We start from the raw sequence: 18,648 nt of genomic DNA, 5'->3' as shown, positions 1-18,648 counted from the left end.
GTTGGCACAGTTTTAAAGGAACAGCACCTTATACCTGAAAGCGCCATACAGGGTCCAGTACACGGAAAGGAATGGAATGAGCATAGAGGTCACCACCATTTCCATTACATGCGGCCATGCATGCGTAGTATAGGTAAGGCGCTTTTTAATAAAAGCGGTCAGTAAGATCATCCATACTACCAAAGCTGTTACACTAAGCCAGCTGGCCTGCAGCAGCAATCCTGCTATTACCGCCATCAGCGCCAGCACCATTCCATAGTAATTCCAGGGGGGCTGTTGCTGTATCTTACGCCGGTACAGCTGCGGGTATTTTTTATATAACAAAGCGTTAAACATGCTCTTGCGTTGCTCCTTCAGGCTTACCCCCCAATCCGCTTTCCTTACAGGATGCACTACCAGCGCATGTTGCAGGTGTATAATAGGAATGTTATGCTGCAGCAGCTTAAATTCAAGATCACTGTCCTCCCGCCAGGCTATTTCAAAACGCTCATCAAAACCGCCGGTCTTTTCCAGCGCCAGGCGCGTGCAGGCACAGTTGGCAGTAATGAATTCCGCTTTTTCCAGCTGCGCCGTATTCCATTCATAGTCGGTAGGTTTTTCCGGTGCAGGCACCATCACACGGCCGGTAAAAGCAACATACGGCTGGGAGGCATAGCTTTCCCAGATGTTGCACAGCCATCCTTTATCCGGCATCGTATCATCGTCTGTAAAAGCTATAATACAGCCCAGTGCAGCTTTCCAGCCGGCATTACGCGCAGCGGCAGGGCCTTTTTTTACGGGCAGCGGAATGTAGCGTATGTCCAGCAAGCCCGTATGTTTCCAGGATACCACCATTTTTTTGGTAACATTATCCGGCCCGTCGCTCACCACGATCACTTCAAAATCATCCCGCTTAAATTCCTGCCGGGCCAGCGCTGCTATGCATTCCATCAGCAGCTGCGGGCGCCGGTAAGTAGGGATCACTACTGAGATCTTTTTTTCCATATTGCTTTTCAGTTCATAATTACTTTTCAATTAAGAAAGAACCCATCACCAGCGCATCAAAAGGAGATGACCAGAAACATTCCAGCGCATCCCGCGGTGTACACACAATAGGTTTTCCCAGCGTATTAAAAGAAGTGTTGATCAGTACCGGCACACCGGTCTTTTTTTCAAAAGCGCTCAGCAGGTCGTAATAACGCGGGTGTTGCTGCCGGTTAATGGTTTGTATGCGCGCAGTGCCATCCACATGGGTCACAGCCGGAATCTTACTGCGCTTATCCTCTTTTACTTTATGCACAAATAACATGAAAGGGGAATAACCGGCCTGCTCAAACCATTCCGCAGCATGTTCTTCCATTACCACCGGCGCTACCGGGCGAAAGTCTTCCCGGTCCTTTACCTCGTTCAGCCTTGCCTGCATATCCGCATGTATGGGCGATGCCAGTATGGACCGGCTTCCCAGCGCACGCGGGCCAAACTCCATACGGCCCTGGTACCAGCCTATGATCTTATCCTGCGCCAGCAGCTCGGCAGCTGCTTCCGCCACATTATCCAGCTGGCGGTAGGGTGTTTTTGTCCAGTCCAGGAAAGCCTTGATCTCTTCATCCTTATATTCAGGCCCCCAGTAAGCATGCTCCATTACAAAAGAGCGGCTGCTTGCTTTCCGTTCCTGCGCATCAATCCACATGGCAGCGCCCAGCGCAGTACCGGCATCGCCGGAGGCTGGCTGTACCCATATGTTTTTAAAAATGCCGGCATCCCGTAAAGTAGCGTTTAGTACACAGTTCAGCGCCACACCGCCCGCAAAGCAAAGGTTCTCCTGGTTAGTGCTGCGCTGTAATGACTGTGCAAGGTCCAGCACAGATTCCTGCAGCACGGCCTGTAAGGAGTGTGCAATGTTAAAATGATGTGCAGTGAACTCCGCATTCCGTGTTCTTGCCGGGCCAAACCGTTCTGTCAAACGTTCGTTATCTATAGTGTAGCTTCCGTTTTCATGCATGTGGATCATTTCCCGGAAATCCTTTACAAACACGGGTTTCCCGTAAGAGGCCAGTGCCATTACCTTGTATTCATCAGAAGAGCGCAGGAAACCCAGGTAGCTGGTCACCTCCTCATACAACAGCCCCAGGGAATGCGGCATGTTCACCTGCGCAATACGCTGCAGGTTATTTTCAATACCTACATTAAAAGTAGTAGTGGCTTTTTCGCCACGGCCATCCACGGTTAGCACCGCTGCTTCCCGGAAAGGGGAAGGCAAAAAAGCGCTGGCAGCATGCGACAGGTGATGTTCTACAAAATGCCATTGCTCCGGCTGCAGGGTAGCGCCGCTGAAACGTTGCTGCAAATGATGCGGATAACCATCTACCAGCTGCCCCGGCGCATTCACAATAGACGACAGGAATAAGGGGTCCCAGGGCGACATCCACTTTTCCGGAACCCGCTGCCCTGCCGGCTTTAAAGGCAGGTTAATATTGTTTTGATCTTTTACCTGCTCTCCCAGCAGTATAAAAGGATCAAAGGAATAAGCTACATGATCTACATCGGAAAGATGTATGCCGGCTGTTTTAAGGCAATAATCAATCGCGTGAAATGGCAGCTCGTAAGCAGAAAAAGGAATGGGTCTTTTGCCATGTTTAATATGTGTGAACCGCTCGTCTTCCGCGGCTGCCAGCAGCTGCCCATCTTTCATAAGGCACGCGGAGGAGTCATGAAACGCTGCGTTAATGCCCAGTGTGTACATGTAATAATTTTAAGAAGTAATTAAAAAGGTTAAAGCAGTATACAATGCCTGTTGTAAATGGCTAACACAAATTGTTCCAGAAGTATATGCCGGTTTCATCCTTTCCATTGATGCCATTTCACCTAAACCCTTTACTATAGCAGGTTCCAGAGAAGCTACAACTAAAGTTATGGGTAGCAGCGCTTCTTTTTTGTTATAAAACCTGGTAATTTTGTGCAACGATTTTAGTGATACCACCACAACATTATTTTTTAATACCACAACATTATGTACCGCATGTTATTACATGCCATAAAGAAGAACGTTTGCACCTATGAAATTAATTCCTTCGGAAAGTCTGTCTGAGGCCCAGGTACAGCGGGGCCTGCATTTGGTGATCCGTGACGGGCTGGCTGCAGAAACAATGATCGTTTTAACAGGCGGCGCTTTCTTAACTGCGCTGGCACTACAGCTGGGCGCATCCAATTTCCAGATAGGGGTGCTGGCAGCATTGCCTACTTTCACCAATATCTTTCAGCTGCTGGCTATCTGGCTGGTACAGCGCTATCGCAACCGCCGCGCCATAGCCGTAATAGGCGGTGTGCTGGCGCGCTTTCCGCTCATTATGATAGGCCTGCTGCCCTGGCTGTTTTCGGGCGGCGCCAGCCTGTATGCGCTCATCAGCTTTTTGTGCTTCCATTATTTCTTCAGCTCCATAGCCGGCGCCAGCTGGAATTCGTGGATGAAAGACCTGATCCCCGACCGCATACTGGGCACTTATTTTTCACGCCGTACACGGCTTTGCCAAACCCTCAACGTTACACTCAGCCTTTTATCTGCATTAGCGGTCGATTATTTGAAATCCCATTACCCGGGTACAGAGGTTATCACTTACACTGCCATGTTCCTGCTGGCCGGCCTGGCCGGTATGCTGGGCGTGTGGGCGCTTGCCCGTGTGCCGGAGCCTGCGCTGCAGGCAGTGGATGAAAATGTTTTCAGGCAGCTGCGCCAGCCCTTGCAGGATGTTAATTTCCGCAACATGCTGTTGTTTAATGCCTGCTGGATCTTTGCGCTGAACCTGGCTACACCCTTCTTTAACGTGTATATGATCCAGTCGCTGGGCCTGCCCCTGTCCGGCATTATTGCGCTGGGCATTCTTTCACAGGTTAGCAGCATTTGTGCAGTAAGCATCTGGGGGCGGTATATTGACCGCTACAGCAATAAGAATGTATTATACATCTGTGCGCCGGTATATATATGCTGCCTGCTGGCATGGGCGCTTACCGCGCTGATCCCTTCCTTTACAGGTATCGTAGCATTGCTGATCCTTATTAATATCGGTACCGGTGTATCTAATGCCGGCATCACGCTTTCGCTGAATAACATTGGAATTAAGCTGGCTGCTAAAGAGCAGGCCATGGTCTATCTTACCGCCAAAAATATGATCATTGCATTTGCATCCGCCGCAGCGCCGCTGCTGGGTGGCTTGCTGGCCGATTCCTTTACATCCTGGCACCAAACGCTTACGGGGCCTTTACAGCACTTACAAACCTGGAACTTCTTTTTTGTGTTCAGCGCCTTGTTTGCCATACTGGCTATGCGCATGCTGCGCAGTGTAAAGGAAACCGGTGAGGTAAGCCGCAACATCATTACGCTGAGAATGATAGCAGACTTCCGCTACCGTATAAAGGATGTACATTCCGGGCAGGCGCTGCGCCGGATCATTTACACACCAGCCAAATGGAAGCAGCCCGGCGAGCGTAAAAAGCGTGCCTGATGCCTATCAGGGTTTCAGCACCACCTTTACGCAGCCATCTTCTTTTTTATTGAAAATATCATACATGTTCGCTGCCTCCGTTAAGGGAACCTTATGTGTAATGATATCGTCCAGGGTTACCTTTTCCTGCACCACCAGGTCAATAAGCTGATCCAGCCAGCGCTGCACCCAGGCCTGCCCGCCCATCAGGCGAATGCTTTTTTCAAACCACTGGTATAACGGAAAGTTATCGTATGGCGATCCATACACGCCTACTACTGATACGCGCCCGCCTCTGCGTACCGTATCAAAACATTGCTTTAATGCATTAATGCTCCCCTTTTCCATTTGCAGCACATTCACGGCTTTTTCAAGCACGCTTCTATGCGCTTCCATACCTACCGCATCTATGCACACATCTGCACCATAACCACCGGTCATTTCACGCACTGCCTCTGCAATATCCACCTCTGTGTAATTAAGCACCTCTGATTGTGCGGTGTTCCTTGCCTTATCCAAACGGTAAGGCAAACGGTCTACTCCTATCACTCTTTTAGCGCCATGCAGCCAGGCCGCCTTTTGTGCCATAATACCTACCGGGCCGCATCCAAATACCACCACTACATCTCCGTTCGTTACCTCCGCCCATTCACAGGCAGCCCAGCCTGTGGAGAAAATATCCGTAAGGAAAAGTATTTTTTCATCCGGAATGCCCTCCGGCACAATCCGCGGATTGTGATCAGCATACAATACCCTTGCATATTCCGCCTGCCCTCCGCTAATGGCGCCATAAATATCAGTGTAGCCATATAAGGCAGCGCCGGCGCCTTTCATTTTAACGATCTCCCCGGAAGGCCCGTACATGGATGGATTGGAGTTTTCACAATGGGTAGGCAGCTCCATATCACAAAAATGGCAATGCCCGCAGGCAATTGGAAAAGGTACAATAATGCGGTCGCCGCGTTTTAGTTTGGTAACACCGGAGCCTACCTCTTCTACTATACCCATAAATTCATGCCCCAGCACCATGTCGTGCGGCTGGGGTATCATACCATTATAGATATGGAGGTCAGAACCACAGATAGCCGTGGACGTTACACGGATAATAGCATCGGTAGGCGCCTGTATCACAGGATCATCAACCGTATCAACACTTACATCTTTGGGCTTGTGGAATACTAAAGCTTTCATAAAATTGAATGTTAAATGGTTTCTTTTCCATCTCTCAATTATGAAACCTATTTTTCGCAATACAGGAAAGGCAGCTGTAACAATGAAACCGTCTCCTTCGTAGCAGCTGAAAAACGCAATAAATATTTTCCAGCGCTGAAAGGCAGGCCCCGGGCGTGATTGTGGAGTTGAGTATATTTTTCCTGAGAGTGGGTAACGGTTTCATCCGGAATTACAATATCTCCCGGGTATGTTGGATGGCTTCAGCGCTGTGAATGAACTGTAACGTTTGTACGCCGCAGGCAGCGATCTGTTTTAGCACCTGTTCCGTTTTAAAGGAATGGCTATCATATACATTACGGATATAAACGGCAAAGATGCGGCCGGCATATTTTTCAGTAATGGTTTTATAGATCGCCGGATCGCTTTGAGAATTATCGCCCAGCAAAATAAACTGCTGGTTGGGAAAGCTTTCCAGTATACGCACAATGCGCAGCAGCTTGCCTTCATGTTTTGTTTTGCCTGTTTTCCATATTTCAAACCATCGTTTTATCTGGTTAAGCAGGAAAGCGCCTTCCGGCATGCTGTTTTGCTTAAATACGCTTCGCAGGTAATCATACAGGTTCCATTCACTGCTGGAAACATAAAAAAAGGGATTGGGCATGTCCGCTGTTGTTTGCGCCAGCGCCAGCAGCTGGTAGTGCGCACCTATGTCCTTAAAGATCTCCCGGGTACCGGGGTGCCGGGTAAACAATACTTTTAAGCGTTTTAAAATAGTAGCGGAGTGCGATATCATAATGGTATCGTCAATATCCGATATAATGCCGTATTGCGTAATGTGCGGAACCTGGATCACCCCCTGCCCCCAGGCAATGGGCTGCCCCTGCTCATTTATACATTGTACCGTTACAGTATGCAGGCCCGCCGGCACGCTCTCTATACTTTGCCATTCAAAATGGAAAAATCCGTCATCCTCCGTAGTACCATCTATCTGCTGCTGCTCCCACAACAGCCGCACCGGAACGCCGCCAAGCGGTTTCACAAAAAAAAGGCGAAGCAGGTTGTAGAGGTTGGCCAACAGGTTGTTGCCCGTACGCAGGCCGGGAGGCTGCTTTTTAAACACATGCCCGAAAACATGAAGAGCATGGGCATGCCCAAAACCATGATATACCTTTACAAAAGGAGCCTGCATATTTTTTGGATACAATTTTGCCATAACTGTTGACTATAAAAAAACACTATGCCCGATCAGTCTTTAAAGCTCCTGTTCATCATTAACCCGGCTTCCGGCAGCAATGATACTGACTGGCAAAAGGAAATAGACAACTATTTTGCCAGGTTGCCGCATCACATCACTTATTATCAGCTTCCCCAACAGCCTGACCTGGCTAAGCTAAAGGAAGTAATAAGGTCCGGCGCTGCAAACAGGGTAATAGCAGCCGGGGGCGATGGCACCGTAAAGCTGGTAGCAGAAGCGCTATTGGGCACACAAATACCAATGGCCATACTGCCTGCCGGCTCCGCAAACGGCATGGCCACTGAGCTGGGTATACCCACGACTCCATCATTAGCGCTGGATATAGTTGTAAATGGCGCCGGCAAAAAAATACACCTCGTAAAAGTAAATAATGAGCTTTGCATACACCTTAGCGATATTGGCTTTAACGCATTTGTGATAAAAAAGTTTGAAGCAGAAAATACCCGCGGCATGTGGGGCTATGTAAAAGCAGCATGGAAAGTGCTCTGGAACCATGCTTACATGAAAGTAGCCATTATGATAGATGGCCGCTATATTCAAAGAGAGGCGGCCATGGTGGTAATTGCCAATGCTACCCAATACGGTAATAAGGTTAAGATAAACCCTGAAGGGAACATAGAAGATGATCTTTTTGAAGTGGTGATCATTAAGAAGATCTCCATGGCCGAAATATTTAAAATGCGTTTTACGCATGGCGCTTTTCACCCGGCAAAAACAGAACTGTTACAAACAAGATCCCTGAAAATTGATTCACATCAGAAAGTTCATTTCCAGGTAGATGGTGAGTACCTGGGTAAGGTGAATACCGTGCAGGCTAACATTATTCCTCACGCGCTGGAAATAATAACGCCGGCTGAATAATACCACTTACATCTTTTATCTCATATATAAACCCTTTGCAACAATCAATGTATAGCGGCATCTGCCATTTTATTTTTTGATGGCACAACCTTTGCTTCTAGGGGGTTGTTATTTGTTTATATTAAACAGCAGTTATATGAAAATATATTTGTTATCGTCAGCAATGCTGGCGGTGGTTATGTTAGGCACGGGTTGCGTGAGCAATAAGAAATTTGCCCAGCTGCAATCCAACTACAACAGCCTGCAGAACCAGAACAGGGATCTTGACGGTAAGTACCAATCCTCCCAAAGGGACCTTTCCGTCGCTAATTCAAGGGTACAAAGCCTGGAAGAGCAAATTGCAGCGCAGCGTACCGGCCTTGCCGCCTTACAGGCTGCGCTGGACAAATGTTTAAATTCTACCAGCCAGGGCAACGTTAACATCTCAAAACTGGTGGATGAGATCAATGCCTCCAATAAATACATTCAGCACCTGGTGAACACCAAGAACAAAAGCGATTCGCTTAACATGGTGCTAACCAACAACCTTACACGCTCTTTAAGCAGGGAGGAAATGAGGGATGTGGATGTACAGGTTTTAAAAGGCGTTGTGTACATATCGCTGTCTGATAACATGCTGTATAAATCCGGCAGCTATGAGATCTCTGCTGCCGCAGGCGAAACACTCAGCAAGATCGCAAAGATCATCAAGGATTATAAAGACTATGATGTGCTGATTGAAGGTAACACGGATAATGTGCCTATTTCTCAGAAGAATATCCGTAACAACTGGGATCTGAGCGCGCTCAGGGCATCTTCCGTTGTGCAGTCATTGCAGAACGATCACGGCGTAGATCCTAAAAGGTTAACAGCCGGCGGCCGTGGCGAATACAATCCCATCGCCTCTAACGATACGGATGCAGGCAGAACCAAGAACAGGCGCACCCAGATCATCATCACACCTAAGCTTGACCAGTTTATGGAGCTGATAGATAAAGCGCCGGAAAGCGATAGTACCGGTACTAAGCAATAAGTTCAGACCTGCTGAATAAATTAAAAAACCGTCCTTATTAATTTAAGGACGGTTTTTTATTGCAGCCATTCCGGCTATGCATAAACGATTATTCTTAACTTTTCTGGAACTGGTTATCATCCGCGCTGGGCCCGTAAATAGAAGGCACTGGTATATCATTCATCCGCATGTACACCGTTAGCTGGCCCCGGTGGTGCACCCAGTGATTAATGGTAGAGGAAATACTGCCCATAACCGGGCTGGCAAACAAAAGCTGCCCGTTTGCTTTCAGAGCAAAATCCCCTTGCAGCTGTTCTTCCGTTGCATTGCTCAACGCCTGCTCCGCTTTTCTCAGATTTTCATCCAGGTGCGCAACCAGCTCCTGTGTGGTTTTTACTTCCTTGTGTTTGAAAGTGGCAAAGTCTATTTCACCCTGTTCTATCATCACAGCGATCCATAATGGGATCTCCGCCACCAGTAAAGCCAGGTACCCCATAGCCATAGACTTGGGATGTGGCTTGTAGTCAAACAGGTTTTCGGGGATCCTTTCCAGGCATTTGCGGCTGGCGCCTGATTCGGCTTTTAATTCTTCCAGGTAAGCAGTGACAGCTAAAGTACTTTTCATAACTAGGTTTTGATGGTTTAGTATTTATTTAATTTAATATCTTCATAGTTAACAACCAAAAAAACAATCCAAACATGCACGTTATGAACTACCCGCTATTTTTTACCACCACAGCCATCATTACAGGCATGCTATCTGCCTGTAACCAAACCGGCACAGGCAATAAGGAAGCTGAAAAGGACACCACCACCGCTGTTGCCGTTACTGAAAAAACATACCTTTCGCAGCCCCTGGTTACGAATATTTATACGGCCGATCCTTCCGCACATGTCTTTAACGGCAGGATCTATGTTTACCCCTCGCACGATACCGCTACCGGCATACCCGAAGATGATCTTGGCAGCCATTTCGATATGCGCGATTATCACATTCTTTCCATGGATAGTGTAGGCGCCAGGGTTACAGATCATGGCGTAGCGCTTAAGCTGGCAGATGTTCCCTGGGCAAGCCGCCAGCTATGGGCGCCGGATGTTGCATTTGCCAATAACAAATATTACCTCTACTTCCCGGCTAAAGACAGTAAGGGTGTATTTCACATTGGTGTGGCCACCAGCCCTAAGCCGGAAGGTCCTTTCACAGCAGCCAAAACACCCATCAAAGGCAGCTATAGCATTGATCCCTGTGTTTTCCGGGATGATGATGGCAAATATTATATGTACTTTGGCGGCATCTGGGGCGGACAGCTGCAGCGCTGGAACAATAACCAATATGACTCTACGAAAGCAAACCGCGCTGGCGATGAACAGGCCGTACTGCCACGCGTAGCCCGCTTAACGCCTGATATGATGAGCTTTGCCGAGCCGGTAAAAGAAGTAAAGCTGCTCAACGAAAAAGGGGAGCTGTATAAAGAAAAAGATAACAGCCAGCGTTTTTTTGAAGCATCCTGGGTCCACAAATACAACGGCAAATATTACTTCTCCTACTCCACCGGCGATACGCATAACCTCTGCTATGCCATTGGTGAAAGCCCTTACGGCCCCTTCACGTATAAAGGCGTTATATTAAAGCCCGTTGAAGGCTGGACCTCTCACCACTCCATCATTGAGCAGAACGGGAAATGGTACCTCTTTTATCATGATGTGCAGCTTTCCGGTAAAACATTTCTCCGCAATGTAAAAGTTACTGAGCTGCATTATAATCCGGACGGCAGCATACAAACAATAGATCCTGCCGGTAAGCAATAAGCGTTAGCTATTTTGAAAATTTTTCGCCATTTTTACTGGTCATGTTTTTAACCAACCGTTCCCGCTATTTTTCCCTTTACTGCCTGTTAATAATGCTGCTGGCCGCTGGTGCAGCCACTGCGCAGCAATTCAGTGTTGCGAAGGTACCTGATCCCATGCTGCAGGGGAGCCATGTCAGCAACCCCGATCAGCTGATCACGCCCGCTGCGGAGCAGGCGCTGAACCAGCTGCTGGATAGTCTTGACCATTCAGGCAGGGCACAGGTAGCAGTAGTGCTGCTTAAAACCATTGGTAATAATGTACCGAAGGATGTGGCGCATGAGCTTTTCAGCACCTGGAAGCCGGGCGCCGTTGAAAAAAACAACGGCCTGGTAGTATTGCTGGTAGATGATCAGCACCGTATTGAATTTGAAACAGGCTACGGGCTGGAAGGCGATCTTCCCGATGTGGTCTGTTTCCGCATTCAGCAGCAGGTAATGCTGCCCCATTTCAAACAGCAGGATTATGATGCAGGTATGCTGCAGGGCATGCAGGCAGTAGTAAGCGTGTTACAGCAGCAGGATGGCAACGGAGCGCAAACCGATCCCGCTGCACTATTTGCGCAGCCGGAGGAAAATACCCGGCAATTACCCGGCAAATTCAGCGCGTTCCTGGTCATTGGCTGCTTTTTGCTGGGCAACGCCGGTTTTTTGATGATGTTTCACCAGAGAAAGTCGCCGGCAGTAATAGCCGGCATTACCAAAGTGCCGGACCTGTACCGGCCCGGCTGGCTGGCCTGGATCTGGTTGTTCGTGACGCCATTGGTGTTAATATTTTACCTGGTAAACTACACCTCCTGGTCTTTTGGGTTTCCCACAGTGGCGCTGATCCTTTATTTGGATTGGGTATTGTTCTTTTGTGCCTATGCGGTCATTGTGCGCCTTAAAGCGGCCCGCAGGCTTAAGAACAGCGACCGGCATGAAAGCTATCTTACCTGGAAAACAGCTGAAAAAAGCCTGCTGTTAAGCGTGCTTTTTCCGGTACCCATGTTCTTCTACTCCCGCTGGTTGCAGCGGCGCTTATACCAGCTGCGCTCCACACCGTATCAATGCAGCAGCTGCAATAAGGATATGAAGCGGCTGAGTGAAAAAGCAGATGACCAGTTCCTGGAAAAATACCAGGTAATAGAAGAAAAGCTCCACTCCGTTGATTATGATGTATGGCAGTGCAAAGACTGCCATACACAGCAAATACTGGCGTATGATATCGAATCCGCCAAAGCCACTGTCTGCCCGCAATGCCATCACAAAACGCTGACGGCCGGGAAAAGGGAAGTACAGCAGGCTGCCACCATTAACAACGCAGGCTGGGGCTTGCAGCTTTTTGCATGCGATGCTTGTGGTTATAAGAACAAAGAAAAGTATAACATCCCGGCCATCAGTACTTCCAGCAGCTCCTCATCGTCTTCCGGTATTTCATTCGGCTCTTCGTCGTCTGATTCTTCTTCTTCTTCAGGCAGCTGGGGTGGCGGCTCTTCCGGTGGCGGCGGCGCAGGCAGCAGCTGGTAAGGAAAAGCGCTTTAAGGAATGATCTGCCATAGCTCAGCATCATACTGGTTCTCATACCACTGTTCCAGCTTGGTACCCGGCGTTTGATTGCTGTAGGGAACATTCAATGCCATCAGGCTTCTGCGGTTTATGAGCTTAAAGTACCCGTTGCCCATATCCTGCACCCGCCAATGCTGCGCTATGTTGTTATTATCCGTCCACTGGATCAGGATATTCCCCGCGTTTAATGATCCTCCTGCATCATCCAGGCATAAATTGGAAGCAACGGATTTGATCTTATAATACCCGTTACCCAGGCTAATGAAGTTCCATTGCTGTGCAGTATTGCCATAGTCCGTCCACTGCTGTATCTGTGTGCCCGCAGTGGTAGTGCCGCTGGGTACATCTACACACTGGCTGGTAACTTTCGACTTAATTTTATAAACCCCGTTAGCAATAGGCATGGCATAGCTGCTGCCGATGGAAGGTGAAGGAATGGGGATGCCTTTTTCAATAGGGTATCCGAAATAAGGAATGTCGCCATCCCAGGAAAATTGCTGCGTCATTACTCTCCTGTCCCAGCCGGAACCATCACTGTTAGCGGAATGATATACGATCCAGGATTGAATACCATCCGGCGACTTTACAAAAGAAGCATGTCCCGGACCATACACATTACCGAACCTGGAAAATGCAGGCGTATTGGGTTTGTTCCAGGATGCTTTTGTTAGCAGATCGCCATTGGTGCAGGTAAGGCGCCCCAGGCAATAATCATTTGTCCAGCTGCCGCTTGCGGAGTAAATAATGTTTACCGTATTGCCGCTTATGAGCGGAGTAGGGCCTTCATTCACCGTAGGTGAGCCTACTTTTTCCCAGGCATAATCCGGTCTTGAGATCTCCACTCTTTCGCCGGAAATAGTGTATGGATTGCTCATGCGGGCAATGTATATCAGCTGCGAAACGTTATTAGTACCTTCCCAGCCCGACCATACAAAATATTGCTGGCCGTTGAAGTCAAAAGGCGATCCGTCTATAGCCCAGCGGTCTGTGGTGGCACTTAATTTGGCTTTAAAATTATAAGCGCCGTCCAGGGGATCATTAGCGTTCGAGCCGCCCTCTAATACATACATCCGGTGGTTGGCATTATTACCATCGTCCGCAGCAAAATACACATACCATCTTCCACTGCGGTAATGCAGCTCCGGCGCCCACAGGTTACCGGAATACATGGTACCGCCTGGCGGGGTGAAAATATATGTTTTTGCGGGCAGCAGAATATCCTGTAAGGTTGCGGATTTCGTGATCCATAAACGGCCGCCGTCAGATCCGCAATAGTAATAATAGCCGCCTACCCTGATCACCCAGGGATCGTAATAGCTGCCATTATCTATGGAAGGCAAGGCGTTGGTAAAAATGGGCGAAGCACTCAAGGCTGTATTAGCGCTTTCTATAGCCGCGGAGCCGGATAACTTTTCCAATGCCGGGTTGGATGGTTTTTCACAACGCTGGAATAATAATACGATGACGGGTAAAGCGCATAGGTGTAACAACTGAGTAGTTTTCATAGCGTGGGTTTTGTTGGGTTATAAAGATTGGGTTTTCCCAATATTACGCTATGTAGGCCAGAATAAGTAGGTTTAATCAATAAACAAAACCCTCTCCACTGTTGTTATTCTTTAACCCCTAACAGGCAACAGAGTACTATGCGTTCATTACTCCCCAACTTTTGTTTACGCTCCAACAAATTAGGTTTAATTGTTTTCTATAATATATATTTTTTACTAATTACAAACCTCACCCATGCCCAGGCGCCTACCATAACCTCCTTTTCACCTGCCACCATTTGTCCGGGCCAGCCGGTTACCATCACCGGAACAAATTTCACCGGCGCCACCCAGGTAAAATTCAGCACTACCAATGCCGTTAGTTTTACCGTAAACAGTGCTACCAGTATAACCGCTACTGTCTCAGACCAGGCTACCAATGGGCCCATAACCGTGACCGTTCCCCCCAATACAGCTACCAGCACCGGCACCTTAACCGTACTACCTGCACCTAAACCGGTTTTAAAAGACATCAGCACCGTAGATGATCCTTTTACCAATTGTGATGGCAATGCCACCTACAAGCTCACTGTAAGTAATAATTCTGTTGTCACAGGTACAGGCAACACTTATGAAATTAACTGGGGCGATAACACACCCGTTTTTACACAAACAGACTGGCCCACAGCAGCGCAAATTTCCCATACCTATACCACACAGGGTTTTTTCCCGTTAACGCTCACTATTACGCAGGCAAACGGCTGTACCCAAAGCGTTGTTTACCAGTTCTATAATGGCAAAAATCCACTAGCCAGCTTTACCACCACTTCCTCTACCACCGGCTTATGCGCGCCGGCCGATGTGGAATTCCAGATCGGTAACTGGTTTAATAATACACCCGGCACTACGTACGATATTGATTTTGGCGACGGTACGCCGCATGCTATTTTAACGCATCCATTGGAGGCCACAAACATTACGCATTTATTAACGCACAGGTACAATACATCCTCCTGCCCTTCTCCTGATTTTACAGCAACGTTAAAAGCCATCAACGGGTGTTTTACCACCACCTATACGCTTAACCAGATCATTATAAGGCTGAAGCCTGTTGCCGATTTTGATGCGCCACCTTCACCCGTATGTATTAATACGCCGGTTTGTTTTACCAATAAAACAGTGGGTGGCTATAACGGTAACGGCTGTAGCAGAATAAGCACTTTTCTATGGGATTTTGGAGATCATACTACTTCCACTTTAGAAGATCCGCCCTGCCATACCTACGCCACTCCCGGTACTTATACCGTTAAGCTAACGGCAGCCAATACCGGCTGTGGCGCCAGCACTAAAATAAAAACAGTAACCGTTAACCCCATTTCCCCGCCACCTACGGTTGCAGCTCCCTCCCCGGTTTACTGCCAGGGCCAGCCCGCAGCGCAGCTTAACGCCAATGGTACCGGCCTGTTATGGTATACCAGCGCTACAGGCGGTACAGGATCGGCTACCGCGCCTACACCATCCACCAATGTTCCCGGCACGCAAACCTGGTATGTAAGCCAAACACTTCCCGCTCATTGTGAAAGCGCGCGCGTGCCTGTTTCTGTGATTGTAAATGCAATGCCCGCCGCGCCGGGTGTAGCTACCCCCGTGCAGCTTTGTCTTAATCAAATAGCTACTCCGCTTACAGCCACAGGTACAGGTTTATTATGGTACACCGCCGCTACCGGTGGTACAGGTTCACCCACTGCTCCCACACCATCAACAGCTGCAGTGGGCAGCACCACTTACTACGTAAGCCAAACCATCAATAATTGTGAAGGTCCGCGTGCGGCCATTACTGTTACTGTTAACGCATTGGCCACAGCGCCGGGTGTTACCTCTCCTGTTACTTATTGTCAAAACCAAACGGCCGTTCCTTTAACTGCAAATGGAACCGGCTTGTTATGGTATACTACTCCTACTGGTGGCGTAGGCTCAGCTACTGCTCCCACACCTTCAACAGCCACTCCCGGTAGCACCACATGGTATGTAAGCCAGGTTACCGGCTGCGGTGAAGGGCCCAGGGCATCTATCACGGTAGTAGTGAATGTAAGTCCCACAGCAGCTATTTCCTATACCCCGTCCATATTCTGTAATATCAATACGCCACCGGTTGCAGTAACGCATACCGGTGCAGCCGGGGGCACGTATTCAGTAACACCCGCGGGGTTAACCATAGATCCAAGCACAGGTACCATCAGCCCTACCGGCGCTACCGCCGGCGTATATACAATCAGGTATACTATTCCCGGTACAGGAGGCTGCACGGATTATATTACCACGGCAACGGTTACGGTGAATGGCGCGCCGGCAGCCACTATCAGCTATCCGCCCATTTGTACGGCAGATGCAGCCACCCCTGTAACCCTTACCGGCAGTGCCGGCGGTACTTTCAGCTCCACCGCAGGGTTAACTATCAATGCAGCAACAGGTGTTATTACGCCCGCTACCAGTACACCCGGCAATTATACGGTAACCTATACCATTGCAGCGGCTGCGCCATGCCCGGGCCTTGTAACAACAACCCAGGTTACGGTTACCCGCGCACCGTCAGCTACCATTTCCTATACGCCGGCTACCCTGTGTAATGTGGCTAATACGCCCGCTACGCCTAACTTACCGGTAGCCGTAATACGTACCGGAACGCAGGGCGGTACTTATACCATTACACCGGCAATAGGTTTACCCATCATTTCAACATCAGGTATTATTAATCCTGCAGGGGCTATCGCAGGCGTATATACGATCAAATATACCGTAGCAGGTACCGGCGGCTGCGCAGATTTCAGCACCACAACAACGGTTACCGTAAACAATACACCAACGGCCACTATCAGCTATGCAGGCTCTCCGTATTGCGGCAGCATCGCTGTTCCACAACCGGTTTCACTATCAGGTACCGCGGGCGGCGTCTTTAGCTCCACTGCAGGCCTGTCCATTAATGTAGCCACCGGCGCTATTGATCCGTCTTTGAGCGCAGCAGGTACTTACACAGTAACGTATACCATTGCAGCTGCACCTCCCTGTCCGGGTTATGTTACCACCACCACAGTGCAGATAGAGGAAAGCCCGGTAATAACTTTTCCAACACCCGCGCAATCCATTTGCTCCGGTGAAACAGCCGTGTTTACACCTGCTTCCACCGTTGCCGGCACTACCTATACATGGGCCGTTGTAGGGCCATTGCCCACAAACGTGGCTGGTACCAGCGCAGGCACAGCATCCGGACCCAATCCTCTTATTACTTTATCATTTACAAATACCGGTGCTGCCAGCCAGGTGCTCACCGTGCGGGTAATACCTGTCAACCCCGCGCAAAAGCCCTGTGCCGGCGCACCTTACGACCTGCTGCTAACCGTAAAGCCGGCCACGCCTGCACCACTTACCGATACCGCGCATTTCTGCATGGCAGCTCCTCCGGCCGCTTTACACGTAAATGCCTTACCAGGCACCACGCTTAAATGGTATGATCAAAACGGGGGGCTGTTAAATGCGGCGCCGGTTATCAGCACAGCTGCAACTGCACAGTTCACATATTATGTAAGCCAAACAAACAGTTATGGATGCGAAAGTCCAAAGTCGAAGATCATAGCCATCGTGCATCCTACAGTTAAAATTGTAAGTACATCCTTTACCAATCCCACTGCCTGCGGCGTACCATCAGGCGCGGTTGTATTAAATATAAAGGATCTGAATAACGGCGCAGTACCCAATATTCCGGTAGTGGTTCATTACAACAAATTCCAGCTGGCGCAAACATTTACCGGCAGTACAGATGCCGCCGGCAACATTACCATCCCGTTAACAGCAGGTACTTATTCCAACATGTATGTGGAAACAACCGGCAGCTGCAACTCGCAAAAAATACCGGACGTATTTATCTTAAGGGATCCCTCCCCGCCTGCAGCGCCCGTGGCAGGTTATAACCCGCCCTTATGTACGGAAATGCCCTTAACGCTTACTGCGCTCTCTGCTACCAGTGAGCAGGCGGGCCCTATTGATTATGTTTGGGCAGGACCGGCCTTTGGCCCTTATGCAGATACGGTGCGCAATACCGTGGTCACCTTCCCTTCCGCCACGCAGGCAGATGCGGGCACGTATGCAGTATATGCCATGCAAAACAACTGTATCTCATCGGCGGCAAGCTTTGAGGTGCTTATTAAGCAATCACCTGCCAAACCGGTCATTACTACCAGAACACCCTTGTGTGTGGGCGATGATCTTGTGCTGCAGGCTTCCAGCTCCATTCCGGGTAATGCAGCGATTAATTATGTATGGAAAGGTCCGGGACGCGGATTCCCGGTTAATGGGCCCAATGCCGCCATTAACAGCGTAAAAGTTGAAGATGCAGGCATCTATACCATAACAGTCAGCTCCCCTGAAACAGGCTGCAGCGCAAGCACGGATACGCTGATACAAATAGGCGGCTACCCTGTTGTAAAATTTGCGCAGGATACGCTTACGCTGCCTACCGGCTACCGCTTACCACTGGATCCGGTAATTACCAACGCTACCGATCCCGGTATCCTGCCCATAAAATCCTACACCTGGACGCCCCTGCAGGACCTGGATTGTAATAATGACACCTGTTCCGCACCTATAGCCAATATAAAGAATGATGTTTGTTATAACGTAACGGTTACTAACGTATACGGCTGTACCGGAAGCGATAAGCTGTGCATAAAAGTATTTTGCCAAAGCTCGCAGGTGTTTATCCCCAATGCATTTGCACCGAATGGAAATGTGCCGGAAAACAGGAAGCTGATGGTAAGGGCCACCGGCATTAATGCGGTTAAATCATTCAGGATCTTTAACCGCTGGGGAAAGATGCTGTTTGAAAGAAGCAATTTTGCGCCCAACAGCGCGGACTTTGGATGGGATGGCCGGGTGAACGGAAAGCTGGCAGATACCGGTGTGTACATCTACACCGTAGAGGTGATCTGCGAAAACGGCGTCCCTTATACATTCAAAGGCAATGTTACATTACTCTAAA

The 18,648-nt window shown here is 49.0% G+C and carries 12 protein-coding genes; 6 read left to right on the top strand and 6 right to left on the bottom strand.

Annotated elements, in window-relative coordinates; all coding sequences use genetic code 11:
• Nucleotides 1-12: 12 nt before the first annotated feature.
• Both BMZ54_RS09580 and BMZ54_RS09575 read right to left on the bottom strand, forming a co-directional pair.
• Nucleotides 13-984: a glycosyltransferase family 2 protein gene (locus BMZ54_RS09580; RefSeq protein WP_089909801.1), complete on the bottom strand. Its 972-nt coding sequence runs from the start codon at nt 982-984 to the stop codon at nt 13-15.
• Nucleotides 985-1,003: 19 nt separating this feature from the next.
• Nucleotides 1,004-2,722 (bottom strand): carbamoyltransferase family protein, encoded by a 1,719-nt coding sequence (locus tag BMZ54_RS09575; RefSeq protein WP_089909798.1) that lies wholly within the window; start codon nt 2,720-2,722, stop codon nt 1,004-1,006.
• 313 nt (nt 2,723-3,035) lie between these two features.
• Here BMZ54_RS09575 and BMZ54_RS09565 point away from each other — a divergent pair, with 313 nt between their 5' ends.
• Nucleotides 3,036-4,478: an MFS transporter gene (locus BMZ54_RS09565; RefSeq protein WP_089909792.1), complete on the top strand. Its 1,443-nt coding sequence runs from the start codon at nt 3,036-3,038 to the stop codon at nt 4,476-4,478.
• A 6-nt stretch (nt 4,479-4,484) separates the two neighbouring features.
• On the opposite strand, the gene BMZ54_RS09560 is transcribed toward BMZ54_RS09565, so the two are convergent.
• Both BMZ54_RS09560 and BMZ54_RS09555 read right to left on the bottom strand, forming a co-directional pair.
• Entirely contained in the window at nt 4,485-5,648 is a 1,164-nt protein-coding gene (locus BMZ54_RS09560; protein ID WP_089909789.1) for a zinc-dependent alcohol dehydrogenase, read from the bottom strand.
• Nucleotides 5,649-5,859: 211 nt separating this feature from the next.
• Nucleotides 5,860-6,843: an App1 family protein gene (locus BMZ54_RS09555; protein WP_202909193.1), complete on the bottom strand. Its 984-nt coding sequence runs from the start codon at nt 6,841-6,843 to the stop codon at nt 5,860-5,862.
• 24 nt (nt 6,844-6,867) lie between these two features.
• On the opposite strand from BMZ54_RS09555, the gene BMZ54_RS09550 reads away from it, so the two are divergent.
• Both BMZ54_RS09550 and BMZ54_RS09545 read left to right on the top strand, forming a co-directional pair.
• Nucleotides 6,868-7,746 carry a diacylglycerol/lipid kinase family protein gene (locus tag BMZ54_RS09550; protein ID WP_089909784.1) on the top strand — a complete coding sequence of 293 codons (879 nt, stop codon included), beginning with the start codon at nt 6,868-6,870 and terminating at the stop codon, nt 7,744-7,746.
• Between the two features lie 136 nt (nt 7,747-7,882).
• Nucleotides 7,883-8,758, top strand: a complete 876-nt coding sequence (locus tag BMZ54_RS09545) for an OmpA family protein (protein WP_089909781.1) — start codon at nt 7,883-7,885, stop codon at nt 8,756-8,758.
• Between the two features lie 94 nt (nt 8,759-8,852).
• Here BMZ54_RS09545 and BMZ54_RS09540 read toward each other — a convergent pair whose 3' ends face one another.
• Nucleotides 8,853-9,362 carry a DinB family protein gene (locus BMZ54_RS09540; RefSeq protein ID WP_089909779.1) on the bottom strand — a complete coding sequence of 170 codons (510 nt, stop codon included), beginning with the start codon at nt 9,360-9,362 and terminating at the stop codon, nt 8,853-8,855.
• An 83-nt stretch (nt 9,363-9,445) separates the two neighbouring features.
• Here BMZ54_RS09540 and BMZ54_RS09535 point away from each other — a divergent pair, with 83 nt between their 5' ends.
• Both BMZ54_RS09535 and BMZ54_RS09530 read left to right on the top strand, forming a co-directional pair.
• Nucleotides 9,446-10,546, top strand: coding sequence for a glycoside hydrolase family 43 protein (locus BMZ54_RS09535; protein WP_238386539.1), 1,101 nt, complete (start codon nt 9,446-9,448; stop codon nt 10,544-10,546).
• Nucleotides 10,547-10,587: 41 nt separating this feature from the next.
• Complete coding sequence (locus BMZ54_RS09530; RefSeq protein ID WP_089909776.1) at nt 10,588-12,093, top strand: TPM domain-containing protein; 1,506 nt, start codon at nt 10,588-10,590, stop codon at nt 12,091-12,093.
• An 11-nt stretch (nt 12,094-12,104) separates the two neighbouring features.
• On the opposite strand, the gene BMZ54_RS09525 is transcribed toward BMZ54_RS09530, so the two are convergent.
• Nucleotides 12,105-13,637: a family 43 glycosylhydrolase gene (locus BMZ54_RS09525; RefSeq protein WP_089909774.1), complete on the bottom strand. Its 1,533-nt coding sequence runs from the start codon at nt 13,635-13,637 to the stop codon at nt 12,105-12,107.
• A gap of 138 nt (nt 13,638-13,775) precedes the next feature.
• On the opposite strand from BMZ54_RS09525, the gene BMZ54_RS09520 reads away from it, so the two are divergent.
• Nucleotides 13,776-18,647 carry an Ig-like domain-containing protein gene (locus tag BMZ54_RS09520; protein ID WP_089909770.1) on the top strand — a complete coding sequence of 1,624 codons (4,872 nt, stop codon included), beginning with the start codon at nt 13,776-13,778 and terminating at the stop codon, nt 18,645-18,647.
• The last annotated feature ends 1 nt before the right edge of the window (nt 18,648 follow it).

It is taken from the genome of Chitinophaga rupis (genome assembly GCF_900109685.1).
Classification (GTDB): Bacteria; Bacteroidota; Bacteroidia; order Chitinophagales; family Chitinophagaceae; genus Chitinophaga; species Chitinophaga rupis.
The sequence above is the reverse complement of the archived record's forward strand: the minus strand, read 5'-3'. Positions and strand labels throughout refer to the sequence as shown.